The 17,016-nt window shown below is 73.9% G+C and carries 16 protein-coding genes; 1 reads left to right on the top strand and 15 read right to left on the bottom strand.

The window, feature by feature from the left end; genetic code table 11:
- Positions 1 to 2 precede the first annotated feature (2 nt).
- The gene (locus HCN08_RS11965) at positions 3 to 1,007 is read right to left on the bottom strand and encodes an aspartate carbamoyltransferase catalytic subunit (protein WP_167982974.1); all 1,005 of its coding nucleotides are present in this window, start codon (positions 1,005 to 1,007) and stop codon (positions 3 to 5) included.
- A gap of 96 nt (positions 1,008 to 1,103) precedes the next feature.
- Positions 1,104 to 1,757: a bifunctional pyr operon transcriptional regulator/uracil phosphoribosyltransferase PyrR gene (pyrR, locus tag HCN08_RS11960; RefSeq protein ID WP_167982973.1), complete on the bottom strand. Its 654-nt coding sequence runs from the start codon at positions 1,755 to 1,757 to the stop codon at positions 1,104 to 1,106.
- 290 nt (positions 1,758 to 2,047) lie between these two features.
- Here pyrR and bldD point away from each other — a divergent pair, with 290 nt between their 5' ends.
- Entirely contained in the window at positions 2,048 to 2,548 is a 501-nt protein-coding gene (gene bldD, locus HCN08_RS11955; protein WP_031515395.1) for a transcriptional regulator BldD, read from the top strand.
- Between the two features lie 586 nt (positions 2,549 to 3,134).
- Here bldD and fusA read toward each other — a convergent pair.
- From fusA to ruvX, 13 genes are all read right to left on the bottom strand, one after another.
- Positions 3,135 to 5,183 (bottom strand): elongation factor G, encoded by a 2,049-nt coding sequence (gene fusA, locus HCN08_RS11950; protein WP_167982972.1) that lies wholly within the window; start codon positions 5,181 to 5,183, stop codon positions 3,135 to 3,137.
- Between the two features lie 541 nt (positions 5,184 to 5,724).
- Positions 5,725 to 7,182, bottom strand: coding sequence for a pyridoxal phosphate-dependent decarboxylase family protein (locus HCN08_RS11945; protein WP_167982971.1), 1,458 nt, complete (start codon positions 7,180 to 7,182; stop codon positions 5,725 to 5,727).
- Between the two features lie 122 nt (positions 7,183 to 7,304).
- Entirely contained in the window at positions 7,305 to 7,730 is a 426-nt protein-coding gene (nusB, locus tag HCN08_RS11940) for a transcription antitermination factor NusB (protein WP_167982970.1), read from the bottom strand.
- A gap of 2 nt (positions 7,731 to 7,732) precedes the next feature.
- On the bottom strand, positions 7,733 to 8,299 hold the full coding sequence (gene efp, locus HCN08_RS11935) for an elongation factor P (protein WP_167982969.1): 567 nt from the start codon (positions 8,297 to 8,299) through the stop codon (positions 7,733 to 7,735).
- Positions 8,300 to 8,354: 55 nt separating this feature from the next.
- On the bottom strand, positions 8,355 to 9,485 hold the full coding sequence (locus HCN08_RS11930) for a M24 family metallopeptidase (protein WP_167982968.1): 1,131 nt from the start codon (positions 9,483 to 9,485) through the stop codon (positions 8,355 to 8,357).
- A 90-nt stretch (positions 9,486 to 9,575) separates the two neighbouring features.
- Positions 9,576 to 10,277 carry an AAA family ATPase gene (locus tag HCN08_RS11925; protein WP_167982967.1) on the bottom strand — a complete coding sequence of 234 codons (702 nt, stop codon included), beginning with the start codon at positions 10,275 to 10,277 and terminating at the stop codon, positions 9,576 to 9,578.
- 83 nt (positions 10,278 to 10,360) lie between these two features.
- Positions 10,361 to 10,819: a type II 3-dehydroquinate dehydratase gene (aroQ, locus tag HCN08_RS11920; protein WP_167982966.1), complete on the bottom strand. Its 459-nt coding sequence runs from the start codon at positions 10,817 to 10,819 to the stop codon at positions 10,361 to 10,363.
- The gene (gene aroB, locus HCN08_RS11915; protein WP_240970015.1) at positions 10,816 to 11,967 is read right to left on the bottom strand and encodes a 3-dehydroquinate synthase; all 1,152 of its coding nucleotides are present in this window, start codon (positions 11,965 to 11,967) and stop codon (positions 10,816 to 10,818) included. Before aroB ends, aroQ begins: the two co-directional genes overlap by 4 nt.
- Positions 11,964 to 12,479, bottom strand: coding sequence for a shikimate kinase (locus tag HCN08_RS11910; RefSeq protein WP_167982965.1), 516 nt, complete (start codon positions 12,477 to 12,479; stop codon positions 11,964 to 11,966). Before HCN08_RS11910 ends, aroB begins: the two co-directional genes overlap by 4 nt.
- Complete coding sequence (gene aroC, locus HCN08_RS11905; protein ID WP_167982964.1) at positions 12,476 to 13,660, bottom strand: chorismate synthase; 1,185 nt, start codon at positions 13,658 to 13,660, stop codon at positions 12,476 to 12,478. Before aroC ends, HCN08_RS11910 begins: the two co-directional genes overlap by 4 nt.
- Before the next feature lie 102 nt (positions 13,661 to 13,762).
- Positions 13,763 to 14,611 carry a shikimate dehydrogenase gene (locus tag HCN08_RS11900; RefSeq protein ID WP_167982963.1) on the bottom strand — a complete coding sequence of 283 codons (849 nt, stop codon included), beginning with the start codon at positions 14,609 to 14,611 and terminating at the stop codon, positions 13,763 to 13,765.
- Entirely contained in the window at positions 14,608 to 16,431 is a 1,824-nt protein-coding gene (mltG, locus tag HCN08_RS11895; protein ID WP_167982962.1) for an endolytic transglycosylase MltG, read from the bottom strand. Before mltG ends, HCN08_RS11900 begins: the two co-directional genes overlap by 4 nt.
- Before the next feature lie 101 nt (positions 16,432 to 16,532).
- The gene (gene ruvX / locus HCN08_RS11890; protein ID WP_167983104.1) at positions 16,533 to 16,997 is read right to left on the bottom strand and encodes a Holliday junction resolvase RuvX; all 465 of its coding nucleotides are present in this window, start codon (positions 16,995 to 16,997) and stop codon (positions 16,533 to 16,535) included.
- Positions 16,998 to 17,016: the final 19 nt, after the last annotated feature.

Genomic DNA, 17,016 nt, shown 5'->3' with positions numbered 1-17,016 from the left:
GGTCACTTGCTCTCCTCGGGGCGGGCGGCGCCCGCGGTGTCGGCGGCGGGGACTTCTGCGGGGGTGCTCAGGGCCGGCTCGGACCCGCCGAGCAGCAGGTAGAGCACCGCCATACGGGTGCTGACGCCGTTGGCGACCTGCTCGACGGCGGTGCAGCGCGGCGAGTCGGCGACCTCGGCGGTGATCTCCATGCCGCGGTTCATCGGCCCGGGGTGCATGACGACGGCGTGCTCGGGCAGCGCCGCCATCCGCAGCCCGTCCAGGCCGTAGCGGCGGGCGTACTCGCGCTCGGTGGGGAAGTAGGCGGCGTTCATCCGCTCCCGCTGCACCCGCAGCATCATCACCGCGTCGCTGGTCTTGAGCACCGCGTCGAGGTCGTACGACACCTCGCACGGCCACTGCCCGACGCCGATCGGCAGCAGGGTGGGCGGGGCGACCAGGGTGACGCGGGCGCCGAGCGTGGTCAGCAGCAGGACGTTGGAGCGGGCGACCCGGCTGTGCAGGATGTCGCCGACGATCGTGACGTGCCGGCCCTCCAGGTCGCGTCCGACGCCCGACAGGTGGCGGCGCATCGTGAAGGCGTCCAGCAGCGCCTGCGTGGGGTGCTCGTGGGTGCCGTCGCCGGCGTTGAGGACCGAGGCGCTGATCCAGTCGGACGTGGCGAGCCGGTGCGGGGCGCCGGAGGAGTGGTGGCGCAGCACGACGGCGTCGGCGCCCATCGCCTCCAGGGTCAGCGCGGTGTCCTTGAGCGATTCGCCCTTGGAGACCGAGGAGCCCTTGGCGGAGAAGTTGATGACGTCGGCGGACAGCCGCTTGGCCGCCGCCTCGAAGGAGATGCGGGTGCGGGTGGAGTCCTCGAAGAACAGGTTGACGACGGTGCGTCCGCGCAGGGTGGGGAGCTTCTTGATGGGCCGGTCGGCGACCCGGGCCATCTCCTCGGCGGTGTCGAGGATCAGCAGGGCGTCGTCGCGGGTGAGGTCGGCGGCCGAGATCAGGTGGCGCTTCATCGGGGTCTCTCCGGGTGTGCTGGGGCGTGGCGGGGCGGCTTCGGGCATGCGGCGGCGCAGGTCCCCCGCGTCGGCGGGGTCCTGCGCGGGGCGGCGCTAGGCCTCTGCTGCCGTGCCGTCGCGCGGTCCGGGGTCGCGCTGGCCGAGCAGGACGCTGTCGCGTCCGTCCTGCTCGGTGAGCAGCACCCGTACGGTCTCGCGCTGCGAGGTCGGGAGGTTCTTGCCGACGTAGTCGGCCCTGATCGGCAGCTCGCGGTGGCCGCGGTCGACCAGGACGGCGAGCTGCACGGCGCGCGGGCGCCCGATGTCGTTGAGGGCGTCGAGGGCGGCGCGGATGGTGCGGCCGGAGAAGAGGACGTCGTCGACGAGGACGACGAGCTTGCCGTCGATGCCGTCGCCGGGGATCTCGGTGGCGGCCAGCGCGCGCGGCGGGCGCATCCGCAGGTCGTCGCGGTACATGGTGGTGTCCAGCGAGCCCACGGCGGCCTCGCGGCCGGTGATCCCGGCGAGCTTGCCGGCGAGCCGGCGGGCCAGGAACACGCCGCGGGTGGGGATGCCGAGCAGCACCACGTCGTCGGCGCCCTTGGCGCGTTCGACGATCTCGTGGGCGATGCGGGTGAGGACGCGGGCGATGTCGGGGGCTTCCAGGACGGGGCGGTCCTGGGCGCTTGCTTCTCCTGGTGCGGCTGCTTTTGCTGCGCCTGCCGGTCCTGCGCCTGCTGGTTCTGGTGTCGTGCGGTCGTCGACCATGGGTCGGGGACCTCCTTCCCCGCCTCACGGGACGGGCGTTAAAGGACGTCGGGGGTACCTCCTCACGGTATCAGGTGACGTTTTGCGGACGTCGCGGGGCGGGTCTCGGGGCACGTCGCAGGACAGGTCGTTGGGCACGCTGTAGGGCAGGTCGTTGGGCACGCTGTAGGGCAGGTCGTCAGGGGTAGACCGCGCAGGTCAGGGACCGGTCGGACCTTTTCGGCTTGACGAGCGTGGATTACGCTGCGTAACCTCACAGTGAGTCACCGAGATTACGTCCGGGGAGCTATATGTCCAGCGATTACGCCAAACAGCTCGGAGCGAAGCTCCGCGCCATCCGCACCCAGCAGGGGCTCTCCCTGCACGGTGTCGAGGAGAAGTCCCAGGGCCGCTGGAAGGCAGTGGTCGTGGGCTCCTACGAGCGCGGCGACCGTGCCGTGACCGTGCAGCGCCTGGCCGAACTCGCCGACTTCTACGGCGTGCCGGTGCAGGAGCTGCTGCCGGGCTCGACGCCTGGTGGTGCGGCGGAGCCGCCGCCGAAACTCGTTCTCGACCTGGAGCGGCTGTCGCAGGTGCCGCCGGAGAAGGCGGGGCCGTTGCAGCGGTATGCCGCGACGATCCAGAGCCAGCGGGGCGACTACAACGGCAAGGTGCTGTCGATCCGGCAGGACGATCTGCGCACGCTCGCGGTGATCTACGATCAGTCGCCGTCCGTTCTGACGGAGCAGCTCATCGGTTGGGGTGTGCTCGACGCGGATGCACGGCGTGCGGTCCAGCACGAAGAGGGCTGACGCCCGGGCCTGAGCAGAAACGTCCCGCCGCGCTGCCCCTCCGGGGGGGTGGTCCTGTCGTCGTGGGACCTTCCGGGGGTGGTGGGCTGGTCGCGCAGTTCCCCGCGCCCCTCGCCGGCGGTGGTCGGTGGGGGCGGGGGCCACTCCGGGGGCACCTCCTCGGAATGCGCGTTCCCCCTCCCACCACCCCGGCACCCCCCTACCAGCGCATTCCTGCGGGGGCACCCCCGGATCGTCCCCCTTGTGCTGCACGGCGACTTCCCGCCCGGTGGTGCATCCCACAGAGGGACTACGGCTCGCCGCCAACACCAACCTCGCCCCGCCGCCCATCCACCCGGACGGCTCCCCTCCGCCGGCAGCCTTGCCCAGCGGGCGAGCAAAAGCCGACCGTCCACCCGCACGGGCGGTTCGCCGCCGATGGCGATGTAGCCCCACGGGAGGACGGAGAGCCGATCTCCTATCTGCACGGGTGGTGCGGGTGGGAAACACCCCGCGCCGCAAGGCGCGGGGTGTTTCCCACCGGCGGGTCGCCGCCGACGGCGGTGCAGCCCCGCAGGGGAGGGCGGGGGGGCCGCAGGCGCGGGGGCTACGTCGGGGTGTAACCCGCGGAGCGCGTCGTGAAGGTCGCGCGGCCTTGCGTGCGGCTGCGGAGGGTACCGGCGTAGCCGAAGAGCTCGGACAGGGGGACGCTCGCCGTCAGGGCGGTCGCGCCCGGGAGGGAGCGCTGCGCGCTGACGCGGGCCCGCCGCGAGGCGAGGTCGGCGAGCACGGAGCCCACCGTGGCGTCCGGGGTGGTGACCGTGACCTCGGCCACCGGCTCCAGCAGCACCATCTCGCAGGCCCGCAGCGCCGCCCGCAGGGCATCCCGGCCGGCGATGCGGAAGGCGAGCTCCGAGGAGTCCTTGGAGTGCGTCGCCCCATCGGTGAGGGTGACCCGCAGGCCCGTCACGGGGTGGCCGCCGAGCGGTCCCTCCAGCAGCGCGTCGGCGCAGCCGAGACCCACCGCCGCCGCGTACTCGCGCGGCACCCGGCCCCCGGTCACGGCGGACGTGAACACGAACTCCTCCTCTCCCTCGTAGGGCGCCACGTCGATCACGACGTGCGCGAACTGCCCGGCGCCGCCGTCCTGCTTGACGTGCCGGTGGACGTAACCGGTGACGCCGCGCCGTACGGTCTCGCGGTACGCGACCTGCGGGCGGCCGACCGCCACCTCGATGCCGTGGTCGCGGCGGACCTTCTCCACCGCGACCTCCAGGTGCAGCTCGCCCATGCCGGCGAGCACCAGCTGCCCGGTCTCCGGGTCGGTGCGCAGGCCCAGCGAGGGGTCCTCCTCGGTGAGCCGGGTGAGCGCGGCGACCAGCCGCTCGGTGTCGGCACTGCGCGCCGGCTCGACGGCGGCCGAGATGACCGGCGCGGGCGCCGCCGGCGGCTCCAGTACCAGCGGGGCGCCGGGCGCGCACAGCGTGGCGCCGGGCCGGGCGGCCTTGGGTCCGACGACGGCGACGATGTCGCCGGCGACGGCCTGCTCGACCTCGGCGTGCCGGTCGGCCTGCACGCGCAGGATGCGCCCTGCGCGCTCGGTGCGCCGCGAGGTCGCGTCCAGCATGCTGTCCCCCTTCCGCAGGGTCCCGGAGTAGATGCGCAGGAACGTCAGCCGCCCGGTGGCCGTCGCGGTGACCTTGAAGACCAGCCCCGCGAAGGGCGCCGCCGGGTCGGCGGGCCGCTCGTCGCCGGACAGCCCCCGTACCGGCGGGACGTCCAGCGGCGAGGGCAGGTAGGCCGTCACCGCGTCGAGCAGCGGCTCGATGCCGCGGTTGCGGTAGGCCGAGCCGCACAGCACGACCACCGCCTCGCCGCCGCGGGTGAGGTCGCGCAGCACGCCGGTGAGCGCCTGGGGGCTCAGCGGCCGGCCGGCGCAGAATTCCTCCAGCGCGACCGGGTGCAGCTCCGCCGCGGCCTCCTCCAGCTGCCGGCGCCGCCGCGCGGCCTCGGCGGCCAGCTCGGCCGGAATCCCGGTCTCGGTGTACGTGTCGCCGTCGGCCCAGGTCAGGGCGCGCATGCCGACCAGGTCGACCACGCCGGTGAAACCGTCCTCGCGCCCGATCGGCAGCTGCACCACGAGCGGCACGGTGTGCAGCTTGCGGCGCAGGGAGTCGGCCGCGGTGTCGAGGTCGGCGCCGGCCCGGTCCAGCTTGTTGACGAACGCGATGCGCGGCACGCCGTAGCGGTCGGCCTGCCGCCACACCGACTCGCTCTGCGGTTCCACGCCGGCGACGGCGTCGAAGACGGCGACCGCGCCGTCCAGGACGCGCAGCGAGCGCTCGACCTCGTCGGCGAAGTCGACATGGCCCGGGGTGTCGATCAGGTTGACGCGGTGGCCGCGCCAGTCGCAGCTGACGGAGGCGGCGAAGATGGTGATGCCACGGTCGCGCTCCTGCGGGTCAAAGTCGGTGACGGTGGTGCCGTCGTGGACCTCACCGCGCTTGTGGGTGGCGCCGGTGAGGTAGAGGATCCGCTCGGTGACGGTGGTCTTGCCGGCGTCCACATGGGCGAGGATGCCGAGGTTGCGTACGTCGGCGAGCGGGTTGGCGGTGGTGGTGGTCGTCCGGTGGTCGCGGGTGCGGGTGCTGCGCACGGCCCTGGGCCTTTCGGGTGATCCGGGAAAGGGCGGGCGCGATTGCCCGGGCGCACCGTGCCCCGGCGTCGCGGGGCGCACCGCTCCCCCGGCATCTGGCCGCGGTGCGGCGGGACGGCGTATGGGGTGGCGGGCGAGGTGCGTCAGGGAGTCCGGGGCCGGCCGCGCAGCCGGCGCCGGAGCCGCGGAGACACCAGGATCACCCGGTGCCGCGACGCGGGGATGACGGCGACGCTGCGACTGCGCATGGCCGTCCCTCCCCCGGTTCGTCAACGGGCGCGCCGCTCACTGCCGTTCTGTCATCCGCCAGCAGCCGGCGCGCGATTCCAGGCGTGAGCGTAGCCCTCGCCAGGGCGTCCCCGCATCGGATTTCCCGCATCGGACTTCCCACGCTGCACCGCCGCTGCTGCTGCACCGCCGCGTGGCCGTCGCACCACCGCTGCCGCCGTAGCCGCCGCACCGCCGCTGTGGCCGTCGCATCACCGCTGCCGCCGCGACCGCTGTAGCCGCCGCACCGCCGCCGCCGTGGCCCCCGCCCCGCTCACAGCGCGTAGAGCCGGGAGATCACCTCGGGCAGCAGGCGTTCCGTCAGCGGCGCGGGGAGCGCCTGGAGGACGGCCAGCACCGGCGCCATCCGCAGCGGCAGGACGCCGTCCGCGGCGACGCCGGCGACCTCCAGCGCGAAGGCGACCTCCTCGGGGGTGAGGGTCGCCGGGTCCAGGGTCGCGGCGGCCTGGGCGATGGCCGGGTCGGGGGTCGCCGGGCCGAGGGTGCGGGCGCGGGCCACCGCGGCGGCGAGTTCGGTGAGCAGTTCGGCGATACGGGCCGGGTCCGCGACGGCCGCGGTCACCGTCAGGTGCAGGTTCGCCGGTGACGGGCCGTACGCGGGCTGCGGCTGGAGGTACCAGCCGCGCAGCCGCATCTCGTCGGCGACCACGAAGGGGTCAAGGCCCTCGCCGTCCGCGGCGACCGCGACCAGCGAGGCGTCGGGGCGGCCCAGCACCCGCAGGCCGTCGATCCGGCCGATCCCCTCGACGAGGGCGCCGGTCGCCTCGTGCACCCGCCGCGCCAGCTCCACGTAACCCGCCGTGCCGACCTTCTGCAGCACCGCCCACGCCGCGGCGAGCGGCCCCGCGGACTTGGTGCCCTGGAGGGTGGCGTTGACGACCGGGTAGCCGGGCCAGGAGCGGTGCGCGAACCAGCCGTGCCGGCGCAGCTCGGCGTCCCGGAAGAGCAGCACGGACGCGCCCTTGGGCGTGTAGCCGTACTTGTGCAGGTCCACCGACAGCGAGGTGACGCCGGGCACGGCCAGGTCGAAGGGCGGCGGCGCGGAGATGCCGTCGGCGAGCCGGCGGTGGCCGAGGTACCAGCCGCCGATGCAGGCGTCGACGTGGCAGAGCACTCCGCGCTCGGCGGCGGCAGCCGCGATCTGCTCCACCGGGTCGATGACGCCGTGCGCGTACGAGGGCGCGGAGCCGACGACCAGCGCGGTGCGCGGCCCGATCGCGGCGGCGACGTCGGCGGGGTCGGGGCGGAAGGTCGCGGGGTCGACGGGGACGGTGACCGGGGTGAGGCCGAAGAGGGCGGCGGCCTTGTGGAAGGCGGGGTGCGCGGTCTGCGCCAGGACGATCTCGGGCGCGTCCACGCCGCGGGTGCGGGCGGCGTGCCCGCGGGCGGTGAGCACCGCGAGCAGGCAGCTCTCGGTGCCGCCGCTGGTGAAGGTGCCGGCGGTGCCGGGGCCGCCGCCGAGCAGCCGGGCGGCCTGGCCGACGATGTCGTTCTCCAGCGCCACGACGCTGGGGAAGGCCGTCATGTCCAGGCCGTTGACGCCCGCGAAGGCGGCGTGCGCGCGGGCCGCCAGCTCGTCGAGGCCGGCGAGCCCCGCGTCGTAGACGTAGGCCATGGTGCGCCCGCCGTGCACCGGCAGGTCGGCGGCCCGCAGCCGGTCCAGGTGGGCCAGGATCATGTCGTCGCCGCCGCTGCCCGCCGCTTCGTCCATGCGCGGGAATCTAGGCCACTGCCCGTGGCATACGCCAGGCCCGAAGCAGAATATTGTTCACCTTCTGCTGTCGGGCCTGGTCGGGGGCCTGCGGGAGCGCCTGCGGGGGGGTGCTGTGTCCGCTAGCGCGGCAGGGTGGGCTTGAGCTCCATGAGCTTGCCCAGCAGGCCGTTGACGAAGGACGGCGACTCGTCGGTGGAGAACTCCTTGGCCAGCTCCACCGCCTCGTCCAGCACGACCGCGTCCGGGACGTCGTCCTCCCAGATCAGCTCGTACGCGCCGAGCCGCAGCACATTGCGGTCGACGGCCGGCATCCGGTCCAGCGACCAGCCCACCGAGTGCCGCGACAGCAGCTCGTCGATCGGCTCGGCGTGCGCCGCGTACCCCTCGACCAGCTGTGTCGTGTACTCGGTGACCTGCGGCTGCCGGTCGTCGGTGCGGGCGAGCCGGATCCAGTCCGCCATGACGGTCACCGGGTCGGCGCCCCGCTGCTCCGCCTCGAAGAGGATCTGGAAGGCCCGCTTGCGGGCCCGGTTCCGGGCAGCCACGGTTAGCTGTTCACCCGGCCGAGGTAGTCGCCCGTACGGGTGTCGACCTTGACCTTCTCACCCGTGGTGATGAAGAGCGGCACACCGATCTCGTGGCCGGTCTCCAGCCGGGCCGGCTTGGAGCCGCCGGTGGAGCGGTCGCCCTGCACACCGGGCTCGGTGTACTCGATGACCAGCTCGACGGCCGCGGGCAGCTCGACGTACAGCGGCGCGCCCTCGTACATCGCGACGACGGCCTCGAAGCCCTCCAGGAGGTACTTGGCGGCGTCGCCGACGACCTCGGGGGTGATGGTGATCTGGTCGTACGTCTCGGTGTCCATGAAGACGAAGTCGGCGCCGTCCTTGTAGGAGAACTGCATGCCGCGCTTGTCGACGTTGGCGGTCTCCACCTTCACGCCCGCGTTGAAGGTCTTGTCGACGACCTTCCCGGAGAGCACGTGCTTCAGCTTCGTGCGCACGAAGGCGGGGCCCTTGCCGGGCTTGACGTGCTGGAACTCGACTACGGTCCAGAGCTGACCGCCGTCCAGCTTGAGCACGAGGCCGTTCTTGAGGTCGTTCGTGGTGGCCACGGTTGCGGATCTCCTGAATGTGCTGCTTCGGGGACCGCGGAAGCCGCCGCGCCCGTCACAGGGCGAGGAGTTCCTTGGTCGTGATGGTGAGTAGCTCGGGCCCGCCGTCCGCCACGGGACGTACGACGAGTGTGTCGTCGATGCGGACACCGCCGCGGCCCGGAAGGTGGACCCCCGGCTCGACGGTGACCGGCACGCAAGCGTCCAGTTTACCCATGGCCGCAGGTGACAACTGAGGGTCCTCGTCGATTTCCAGGCCCACCCCGTGCCCCGACCACTGTGCCACGCCCTCGCCGTGCCCGGCGGCCAGCAGCGGGCCGCGGGTCGCCCCGTCCACGTCCCGGCAGGCCACCCCGGGTGCCAGCGCCTCCCGGCCGGCCCGCTGGGCGTTGAAGACCAGATCGTACAGGTCGATCTGCCAGCCGGCCGGCGCGGTGCCGATCACGAAGGTGCGGCCCACCTCGCAGCGGTAGCCGCGGTAGCACGCGCCGAGCCGCACGGTGAGGAAGTCGCCCTCCTCCACCCGCCGGTCGGTGGGGATGTGCCGGGCGGTGCCCGAGTGCGGTCCGGTGCCGACCGAGGTGGGGAAGGCGGCGCAGTCGGCGCCGTGGTCGACCAGCCGCCGCTCCAGCTCCAGCGCCAGGTGCCGCTCGGTGCGGCCGACCAGGATCGACTCCAGCAGCTCGCCGAGGGCCTGGTCGGCGATCTCCGCGGCGATCCGCAGCGCCGCGATCTCGTGCTCGTCCTTGACCAGCCGCAGCTGCTCCACGGCCCCGCCGAGGTCCGACATGGGCATGCCGTCGGTGACCGAGCGGATCGCGCGGTGCCGGGCGACGGTCAGATGGTGCTCCTCGACGGCGAGCGAGCCGGCGTGGCTCTCGCGCGCCAGGGTCGCCGCCGCCACCGCGGCGTCGCCGTCGGGCGCCGGGAGCACGGTGGAGCGCAGGTCGTCGGGCGCCGTCTGCGGGCCCGCCCCGCCGCGCTGGCCGCCGTCGTCGTCCGGCGGCGGTCGCAGGTGCACCAGGATGTCGTCGCCCCCGGGCCCGACCAGCAGCGCGGAGCCGGGCGGCGCGCAGCCGGTCAGGTACCGTACGTTCGCCGGTCGCGTGACCAGCGCGGCACCCACGCCTGCCGCCGCGCACCGCTCGCGCAGCCGGTCCCTGCGGGTCGCATGCACCTCCGCCATGCGGCGAGCCTAAGTCGACATCCGCCGGGCCGCTTCTTTTCGCCGCCCGTCGGAGGCGCAGCCGGCCGGGACCGCCGGGGGCGCGGCCCGCTACCAGGTCGGGGGCCCCTGGAGGCTGCGCAGCACCACCCGGTCCAGGGCCGCGGCGGCGGCGGCGACATCGAGCTGGGAGTTGTCGATGATCGGCAGCCCCGAGCCGTACCAGCCGGCCATCCGGCCGTGGATGCGGGCGACCTCCTCGTCCGAGAGCCGGCGGTTGCCGGTGCGCTCGGCGTTGCGGGTCAGCACGACCTCCAGGCCCGGCAGCAGCACGACCGGGACCAGCCCGGGACCCACATGCCGCTTCCAGCCGCCGAGGCCGACCGCGGGGCGGTCGGGGAAGACGGCGTCGTCGATGATGCAGGACACCCCGTTGGCCAGGAAGTTCCGGGCGGCGAAGCCGCACGTGCGGCGGGCCAGCCGGTACTGCGCCTCGGAGCGCTCGTTCCAGCCCGCCTGGGGGTCGGCGAAGCCCGAGCGCACCCATTCGCGGACGTCGTCCAGGCTGATGTGGGCGGTCGGGGCGGTACGGTGCTCGGCCCAGTGCCGGGCGATGGTCGTCTTGCCCGCGCCCGCGGCCCCGATGAGCAGGACCGCGACCGGGCCGTGGACGCCGCCGCCGAGCGAGCCGCCCCCGTCCGGCGCCTCCCGCTGCACCGGCGCGGCTGCCGGCAGCGGGAAGTGCCCGGTGACGCCGGCGGCCGGGGGCGTCGGTCCCCCGCCGGGCTGCGGCGACCCCACAGCGTGCTGCATGTCGGCCGACTCCATCTTCTCCGGTTGCGCGCCCGCGCCTGCCGCGCGGGCTGACACGGAACGCTACCCTGCCCGGGGCCTGCTCAGCGGGAGCTTGTGTCCTCTTGGCTGCTGCCCTCGGCGATCGCCTGCAAGGCCAGGAGGTACGAGGTGAGGCCGAAGCCGGCGATCGTGCCGGTGGCGACCGGCGCGACGACCGACTCGTGGCGGAAGGCCTCACGGGCGTACGGGTTGGAGATGTGGACCTCGATCAGCGGTGCGGTGCGCTGCGCCGCCGCGTCGCGCAGGCCGTAGGAGTAGTGGGTGAAGGCGCCGGGGTTGAGGACGACCGGGGTGCGGGCGTCGGCGGCCTCGTGGAGCCAGCCGATGAGCTCGCCCTCGTCGTTGGTCTCGCGCACCTCCACCTCGAAGCCGAGCTTCGCGCCGAAGCTCTGGCACTGGTCGACGAGGCCGCCGTAGGAGGTGGAGCCGTAGACGTCGGGCTCGCGGGAGCCGAGCCGGCCGAGGTTGGGGCCGTTGAGGACCAGCACCCGGCGGCTCACGCGGAGACCTCCCCGTAGGCGGCGAGCAGGACGGCCGGGTCGGGGCCCTCCAGGACGGCGGGCTTGGCCAGCCCGTCCAGGACGATGAAGCGCAGCAGGTCGCCGCGGGACTTCTTGTCGACCTTCATGGTCTCCAGCAGCCGCGGCCACTGGTCGCCGCGGTAGGTCAGCGGCAGCCCGACCGCGCCGAGCACCGCCTTGTGCCGGTCGGCGGTGGCGTCGTCGAGCCGCCCGGCGAGCCGGCCGAGCTCGGCGGCGAAGACCATGCCGACGGACACGGCCGCGCCGTGCCGCCAGCTGTAGCGCTCGTTCTTCTCGATCGCGTGGCCGAGGGTGTGGCCGTAGTTGAGGATCTCCCGCAGCCCGGACTCCTTGAGGTCGCTGGAGACCACCTCGGCCTTGACCCGGATCGCCCGCTCGACCAGTTCCGCGGTGTGCGGGTAGCCGGGGCTGCGGGCGCCCTGCGGGTCGGCCTCGATGAGGTCGAGGATGGCCGGGTCGGCGATGAAGCCGGCCTTGATGATCTCGGCGAGCCCGCTGACGTAGTCGTGGACGGGCAGCGAGTCCAGCGCGGCGAGGTCGCACAGCACGCCGGCCGGCGGGTGGAAGGCGCCGACGAGGTTCTTGCCCTCGGCGGTGTTGATGCCGGTCTTGCCGCCGACGGCCGCGTCGACCATGCCGAGCACGGTGGTGGGCACGGCGATCCAGCGCACCCCGCGCAGCCAGGTCGCCGCGACGAAGCCGGCGAGGTCGGTGGTGGCGCCGCCGCCGACGCCGACGACGACGTCGGTGCGGGTGAAGCCGGTCTGCCCCAGCGCCTTCCAGCAGTAGGCGGCGACCTCGGCGGTCTTGGCCTCCTCGGCGTTGGGCAGCTGGATGGTGATGGCCTCGTAGCCCTGCTCGGCCAGGTCCTCGCGCAGCGCCTCACCGGTGCCGGCCAGCGCCTCGGGGTGCAGCACGGCGACCCTCTTGGCCTTCTCGCCGATGAGCCCGGGCAGTTCGCCGAGCAGCTGGCGGCCGATCAGCACGTCGTACGGCGCGGTGCCGGCGCTGCCGGCGATGGCGATACGGACCGGGGGCGCGGCCGGGTCGGCGGCCGGTGCGGCGGCGTGCGCGGCTGTCTGCTCGGGTGCGGGGGTGTCGCTCATGCGTCCTTCAGCTGGAGTGCGTCGAGGATGGCGTCGGCCACGTCCTCGGGGGTGCGGTCGTCGGTGCCGACGACGGCCCTGGCGACCTCGGTGTAGAGCGGGCGGCGGGCCTCCATCAGCTCGCGCCAGCTCTGCCGCGGGTTGACGGCGAGCAGCGGGCGGGGCGCGTCCAGGCCCACCCGGTGGACGGCGGCATGCAGGCCGACCTCCAGGAAGACCACCGGCATCCCGGCGAGCAGCGCGCGGGTGCCGTCGTCCATGACGGCGCCGCCGCCGAGTGAGAGCACCCCGTCGTGGCCGGCGAGCGCATCGCGTACGGCGGCCCGCTCCAGCGCGCGGAAGTGCGGTTCGCCCTGGTCGATGAAGATGTCCGGGATGGGCTTGCCGGCGCCCGCCTCGATGTCGGCGTCGGTGTCGCGGTAGCCGACGCCGAGCCGGTCGGCGAGGATCCGGCCCACGGTGGTCTTGCCCGCGCCGGGCGGGCCGACCAGGACCACGGCCGGGGCGGTCACCGGACCACCAGGTGGTCGAGGTAGTCCTGGACGTTGCGGCGGGTCTGGGCGACCGAGTCGCCGCCGAACTTCTCGGCGACGGCGTCGGCGAGCACGAGCGCGACCATGGCCTCGGCGACGATGCCGGCGGCCGGCACCGCGCACACGTCGGAGCGCTGGTGGTGGGCCTGCGCGACCTCGCCGGTGCTGACGTCGATGGTGGCCAGCGCCCGCGGCACGGTCGCGATGGGCTTCATCGCGGCGCGCACCCGCAGCAGTTCGCCGGTGCTCATGCCGCCCTCGGTGCCGCCGGAGCGGCCGGTGGCGCGGCGGATGCCGTCCGGGCCGGGCACGATCTCGTCGTGCGCCCGGGAGCCGGGGACGCGGGCGAGGTCAAAGCCGTCGCCGACCTCGACGCCCTTGATCGCCTGGATGCCCATGAGCGCGCCGGCGAGCCGGGCGTCGAGCCGGCGGTCCCAGTGGACGTGGCTGCCCAGGCCCACCGGCACCCCGTAGGCCAGCACCTCGACGACGCCGCCGAGGGTGTCGCCGTCCTTGTGGGCCTGGTCGATCTCCTCGACCATCGCCTCGCTCGCGGCGGCGTCCAGGCAGCGAACCGGGTCGGCGTCCAGCCGCGCCTGGTCGGCGGGCACCGGCAGCACGCCGTAGGGCGCCTTGGCCGCGGCGAGCTCGACGACGTGGGAGACGATCTCGATGCCGGTGGTCTCCTTGAGGTAGGAGCGGGCGACGGCGCCGAGTGCGACGCGGGCCGCGGTCTCCCGGGCGCTGGCGCGCTCCAGCACCGGACGGGCCTCGGGCAGGTCGTACTTCTGCATGCCGGCGAGGTCGGCGTGGCCGGGGCGGGGCCGGGTCAGCGGGGCGTTGCGGGCGAGGCCGGCGAGCACGTCGGGGTCGACCGGGTCGGCGGCCATGACCTGCTCCCACTTGGGCCACTCGGTGTTGCCGACCATGATGGCGACCGGGCTGCCCATGGTCAGTCCGTGCCGCACCCCGCCGAGGAAGGTGACCTCGTCGCGCTCGAACTTCATCCGCGCGCCGCGCCCGTAGCCGAGCCGCCGCCGGGCGAGCGCGTCGGCCACCAGGTCGGTGGTCACCGGCACCCCGGAGGGCAGCCCCTCCAGCGTCGCCACGAGTGCGGGTCCGTGCGACTCCCCCGCGGTCAGCCAGCGCAACCTGCTCAACGGTGCTCCTAAAGAAAACGCCTGCCGTCTCTGGTCCCGATCCTCCCACGTTCCCCGCCGCGCCCGGACCGCCGTCCAGGTCCCGGACGCGGGGCCGCGCGGTCAGCGGGCGGCGAGGGCCGCCTCGCCGGCCGCGCGCATCGCGGCCAGCGGGACGCCGGTGCGGCCGGTGAACTGCTCGATCTGCAGGACGGCCTGGTGCACGAGCAGGTCGAGGCCGCCGAGGACCGGGCCGCCGCGGGCGGACCAGGCGGCGGCCAGCGGCGTCGGCCAGGGGTGGTAGAGGACGTCGAAGAGGGCGCCGGGCCGGTCGGGGACGGCGGCGGCGAGGTGGTCGGCGGCGCCGGCCGGGGTGGTGGCGACCACCAGCGGCTCGTGCAGCGCGCGCCCCGCGTCGGCCCAGTCGGCGGTGCGGACGGCGACGCCGAGGCGCTCGCCCCACTGCCGCATCTGCGCGGCGCGCTCGGGCCCGCGGACGTACGCCGTCACCTCGCCGGTGCAGATCCGGGCGAGCGCGGCGAGCGCGGAGGAGGCGGTGGCGCCGGCGCCGAGGACGGCAGCCGACGGCACGGTGGTGATGCCGCGTTCGTGCAGCGCCGCGAGCAGCCCGGGGATGTCGGTGTTGTCGCCGCGGCGCCGGCCGTCCGCGCCGAAGACCACGGTGTTGACGGCCTCGACGGACGCGGCGGTCGGCGTGATGTCGTCGAGCAGCGGGATCACCGCGCGCTTGAGCGGCATCGTCAGCGACAGCCCCGCCCACGCGGCCCGGTCCAGGCCGTGCAGGAAGCCGGGCAGCGCGGCCTCGTCCACCTCGAAGCGGTCGTAGCTCCAGCCGGGCAGGCCCATCGCCGCGTAGGCGGCGCGGTGCAGCACGGGTGAGAGCGAGTGCGCGATGGGCGCCCCGAGCACGGCCGCCCGGTGGGCGGCGGCCGGTGGTGCGGTGGGGTTCACTCGTTCTTGACCTTCTCGAACTGCGCGGAGGTCTCCATGAACTGCGTGGTCTTGCCGTCCTTGGAGATGAAGAAGTACCAGTCGCCCGGGTCCGGGTCCATTGCGGCCTTGAGCGCGACCTCGCCGGGGTTGCCGATCGGGCCGGGCGGCAGGCCCTTGTTGGTGTACGTGTTGTACGGGCTGTCCAGCGAGTAGATCTCCTTGGTGGAGATCTTCTCCTGGGAGGTGTTCTTGACGTAGTTGTACGTCGAGTCGAACTGGAGCTTGAAGTTGGTCTGCTGCTTGTTGTCGGGCTTGAGCCGGTCGTAGATGACCTTGGCCATCTTGCGGAAGTCGTCGTCGCTCTTGCCCTCGGCCTGGACGAGGCTGGCGACGGTGAGCAGCTGGTAGGGCCCGGTGAGGTTCTGCTTCTTCGCCTCGGCCACCAGGTCGAACTTCGCGAACTCCTCGTTGGCCTGGCCGACCATCTGCTTGAGCACGTCCTCGGGCTTCATGCCCTTGGCGACGCTGTAGCGGGACGGGTAGAGGAAGCCCTCCAGCGGGTCCAGGACGTTGTGCCCGCTGACGGCCCAGTCGGGCAGGCCCAGCGTCTTGTACTTCGTCTTGGCGATGTTCTCGGTGGTGCCGGCCTTGAGGCCGAGCTTGCCGTCGATGGCGGCGTAGATCTGCTTGTCGCGCATGCCCTCGGCGATGATCATCGCGTTCTGCGACTTGGGGTCGAGCATCATCGCGACGGCGGCGTCCGCGGACATCTCCTTGTTGAGCGCGTAGACGCCGGCCTGGATGCTCTGGCCCTTGGGGTTCTTGTTCGCGGCGGTGGTGAAGGCCTCGACGCTCTTGACCACGCCGGCGTCCTTGAGCAGGTTGCCCATGATGGTCAGGGTCGCGCCCTTGGGGATGGTGACCTGGACGGTGGCGCCGGTGCCCTGGCCGGAGTAGTCGGGGGCGGGGCCGAAGTGGTCCTGGTAGACGCCGTAGCCGAAGTAGACACCGCCGCCGAGGCCGCCGAGCAGCACCGCGGCCACCACGAAGCAGGCGCAGCCGCTGCGGCGCTTGCGGGGGGCCTGCTGGCTGCGGCCGGAGCGGCGCCCGGAGCTCTCGTGCGCGGCGGGGGCGTCGTCGTCATCGTCGTCGTCGCGGCCGGCGAAGAAGGCGTGCTCGCGCGGGTCGCCCTCGTCGTCGGCGTCCCAATCACCGGTGGAGGGAGCGGAGGGGCCGGTGGGAGCGGCCGGGGCGGCGGGGGCGGTACGCGGGCGGGTGCCGGGCGCCTGGCCCTGCCCGGGGGCGGGCATCGGCCGGCCGCCCTGCTGCGGGTACTGGCCGGTCTGGTGCTGGGGCTGCTGGGGCTGCTGCGGTTGCTGGGGGTAGCCGCCCTGGCCGTAGTAGCCCTGCTGCTGGTGCTGTCCTGTGGCGTAGGGGTCCTGCGGGGCGTGGCCGCCGTACGGGTCCTGGCCGCCGTAGCCGCCGGTCTGGTGCGAGCCGGTGTCGTACGTCCCGTGCGAGCCGGTGTCGTAGCCGTCGTAGCCGCCCTGCTGCGGATAGCCCTGCTGCTGCGGGTACTGGCCGGTGTGCTGCTGGGGGTGCTGCGGGTAGCCCTGCTGGGGGTACTGCTGCGGGTACTGGCCCGTGCCGTGCGGGTGCGGGTACTGCTGCTGGTGCTGGCCGGTGGCGTACGGGTCCTGCCACTCGCCGCCGTACTGCTGCTGCGGCTGCTGTGGCTGCTGGTAGCCCTGACCCTGGCTCGCGTCGTACGTGTCGCCGAAGAGCGGGTCGTCCGGGTGCCACGGTTCGGAGCCTGAGCCCCGGCCATAGTCAGTCATCGGTCCCCTTGGTACGCGGTCGGCGGCGGTTCTGCCGACCTTGCGAAACGGGCGGCGCCATCAGGCGCCGCCGTGTCGCGCGGAACGTTACCGTATCGCGATCAGACCGAGGATTGGACGCCCTCCCCGGGAGCTTTACCCGACAGCCGTTCGGCCTCCAGGGCGCTCTGCAGAATGATGACGGCCGCCGCCTGGTCGACTACGGAGCGTCCCTTCTTGGCCCGTACGCCCGACGCGCGCAGGCCCTGCGCGGCGGTCACGGTGGTCATCCGCTCGTCCACCAGCCGTACCGGCACCGGTGCGATGACTTTGGCCACACCCTGCGCGAAGCCGCGCACCTTGGCCGCGGCCGGCCCCTCGGTCCCGTTGAGGGAGCGGGGCAGGCCGACGACGACCTCGATCGGCTCGTACTCGGCGACGATCTGCGCCAGCCGGCGCAGCGCGGCCGGCACGTCGCGGCCCGGCACCGTCTCGACGGGGGTGGCCAGGATGCCGTCCGGGTCGCAGGAGGCGACGCCGATCCTGGCGTCGCCGACGTCGACGCCGAGCCGGCGGCCACGCCGCATGGCGGGCCGGGGCGGCTCG

It is taken from the genome of Actinacidiphila epipremni (assembly GCF_012034175.1).
Classification (GTDB): domain Bacteria; phylum Actinomycetota; class Actinomycetes; order Streptomycetales; family Streptomycetaceae; genus Actinacidiphila; species Actinacidiphila epipremni.
Note: the sequence above shows the minus strand (reverse complement) of the source record. Positions and strands in the feature narration are given on the sequence as shown.

Excerpts from the sequence above, each read along its gene's own strand:
- HCN08_RS11965 (WP_167982974.1), bottom strand. The coding sequence starts at position 1,007 with ATGAAGCGCCACCTGATCTCGGCCGCCGACCTCACCCGCGACGACGCC.
- pyrR (WP_167982973.1), bottom strand. The coding sequence starts at position 1,757 with ATGGTCGACGACCGCACGACACCAGAACCAGCAGGCGCAGGACCGGCA.
- bldD (WP_031515395.1), top strand. The coding sequence starts at position 2,048 with ATGTCCAGCGATTACGCCAAACAGCTCGGAGCGAAGCTCCGCGCCATC.
- HCN08_RS11945 (WP_167982971.1), bottom strand. The coding sequence starts at position 7,182 with ATGGACGAAGCGGCGGGCAGCGGCGGCGACGACATGATCCTGGCCCAC.
- HCN08_RS11930 (WP_167982968.1), bottom strand. The coding sequence starts at position 9,485 with ATGGCGGAGGTGCATGCGACCCGCAGGGACCGGCTGCGCGAGCGGTGC.
- HCN08_RS11925 (WP_167982967.1), bottom strand. The coding sequence starts at position 10,277 with ATGCAGCACGCTGTGGGGTCGCCGCAGCCCGGCGGGGGACCGACGCCC.
- aroB (WP_240970015.1), bottom strand. The coding sequence starts at position 11,967 with ATGAGCGACACCCCCGCACCCGAGCAGACAGCCGCGCACGCCGCCGCA.
- mltG (WP_167982962.1), bottom strand. The coding sequence starts at position 16,431 with ATGACTGACTATGGCCGGGGCTCAGGCTCCGAACCGTGGCACCCGGAC.
- ruvX (WP_167983104.1), bottom strand. The coding sequence starts at position 16,997 with ATGCGGCGTGGCCGCCGGCTCGGCGTCGACGTCGGCGACGCCAGGATC.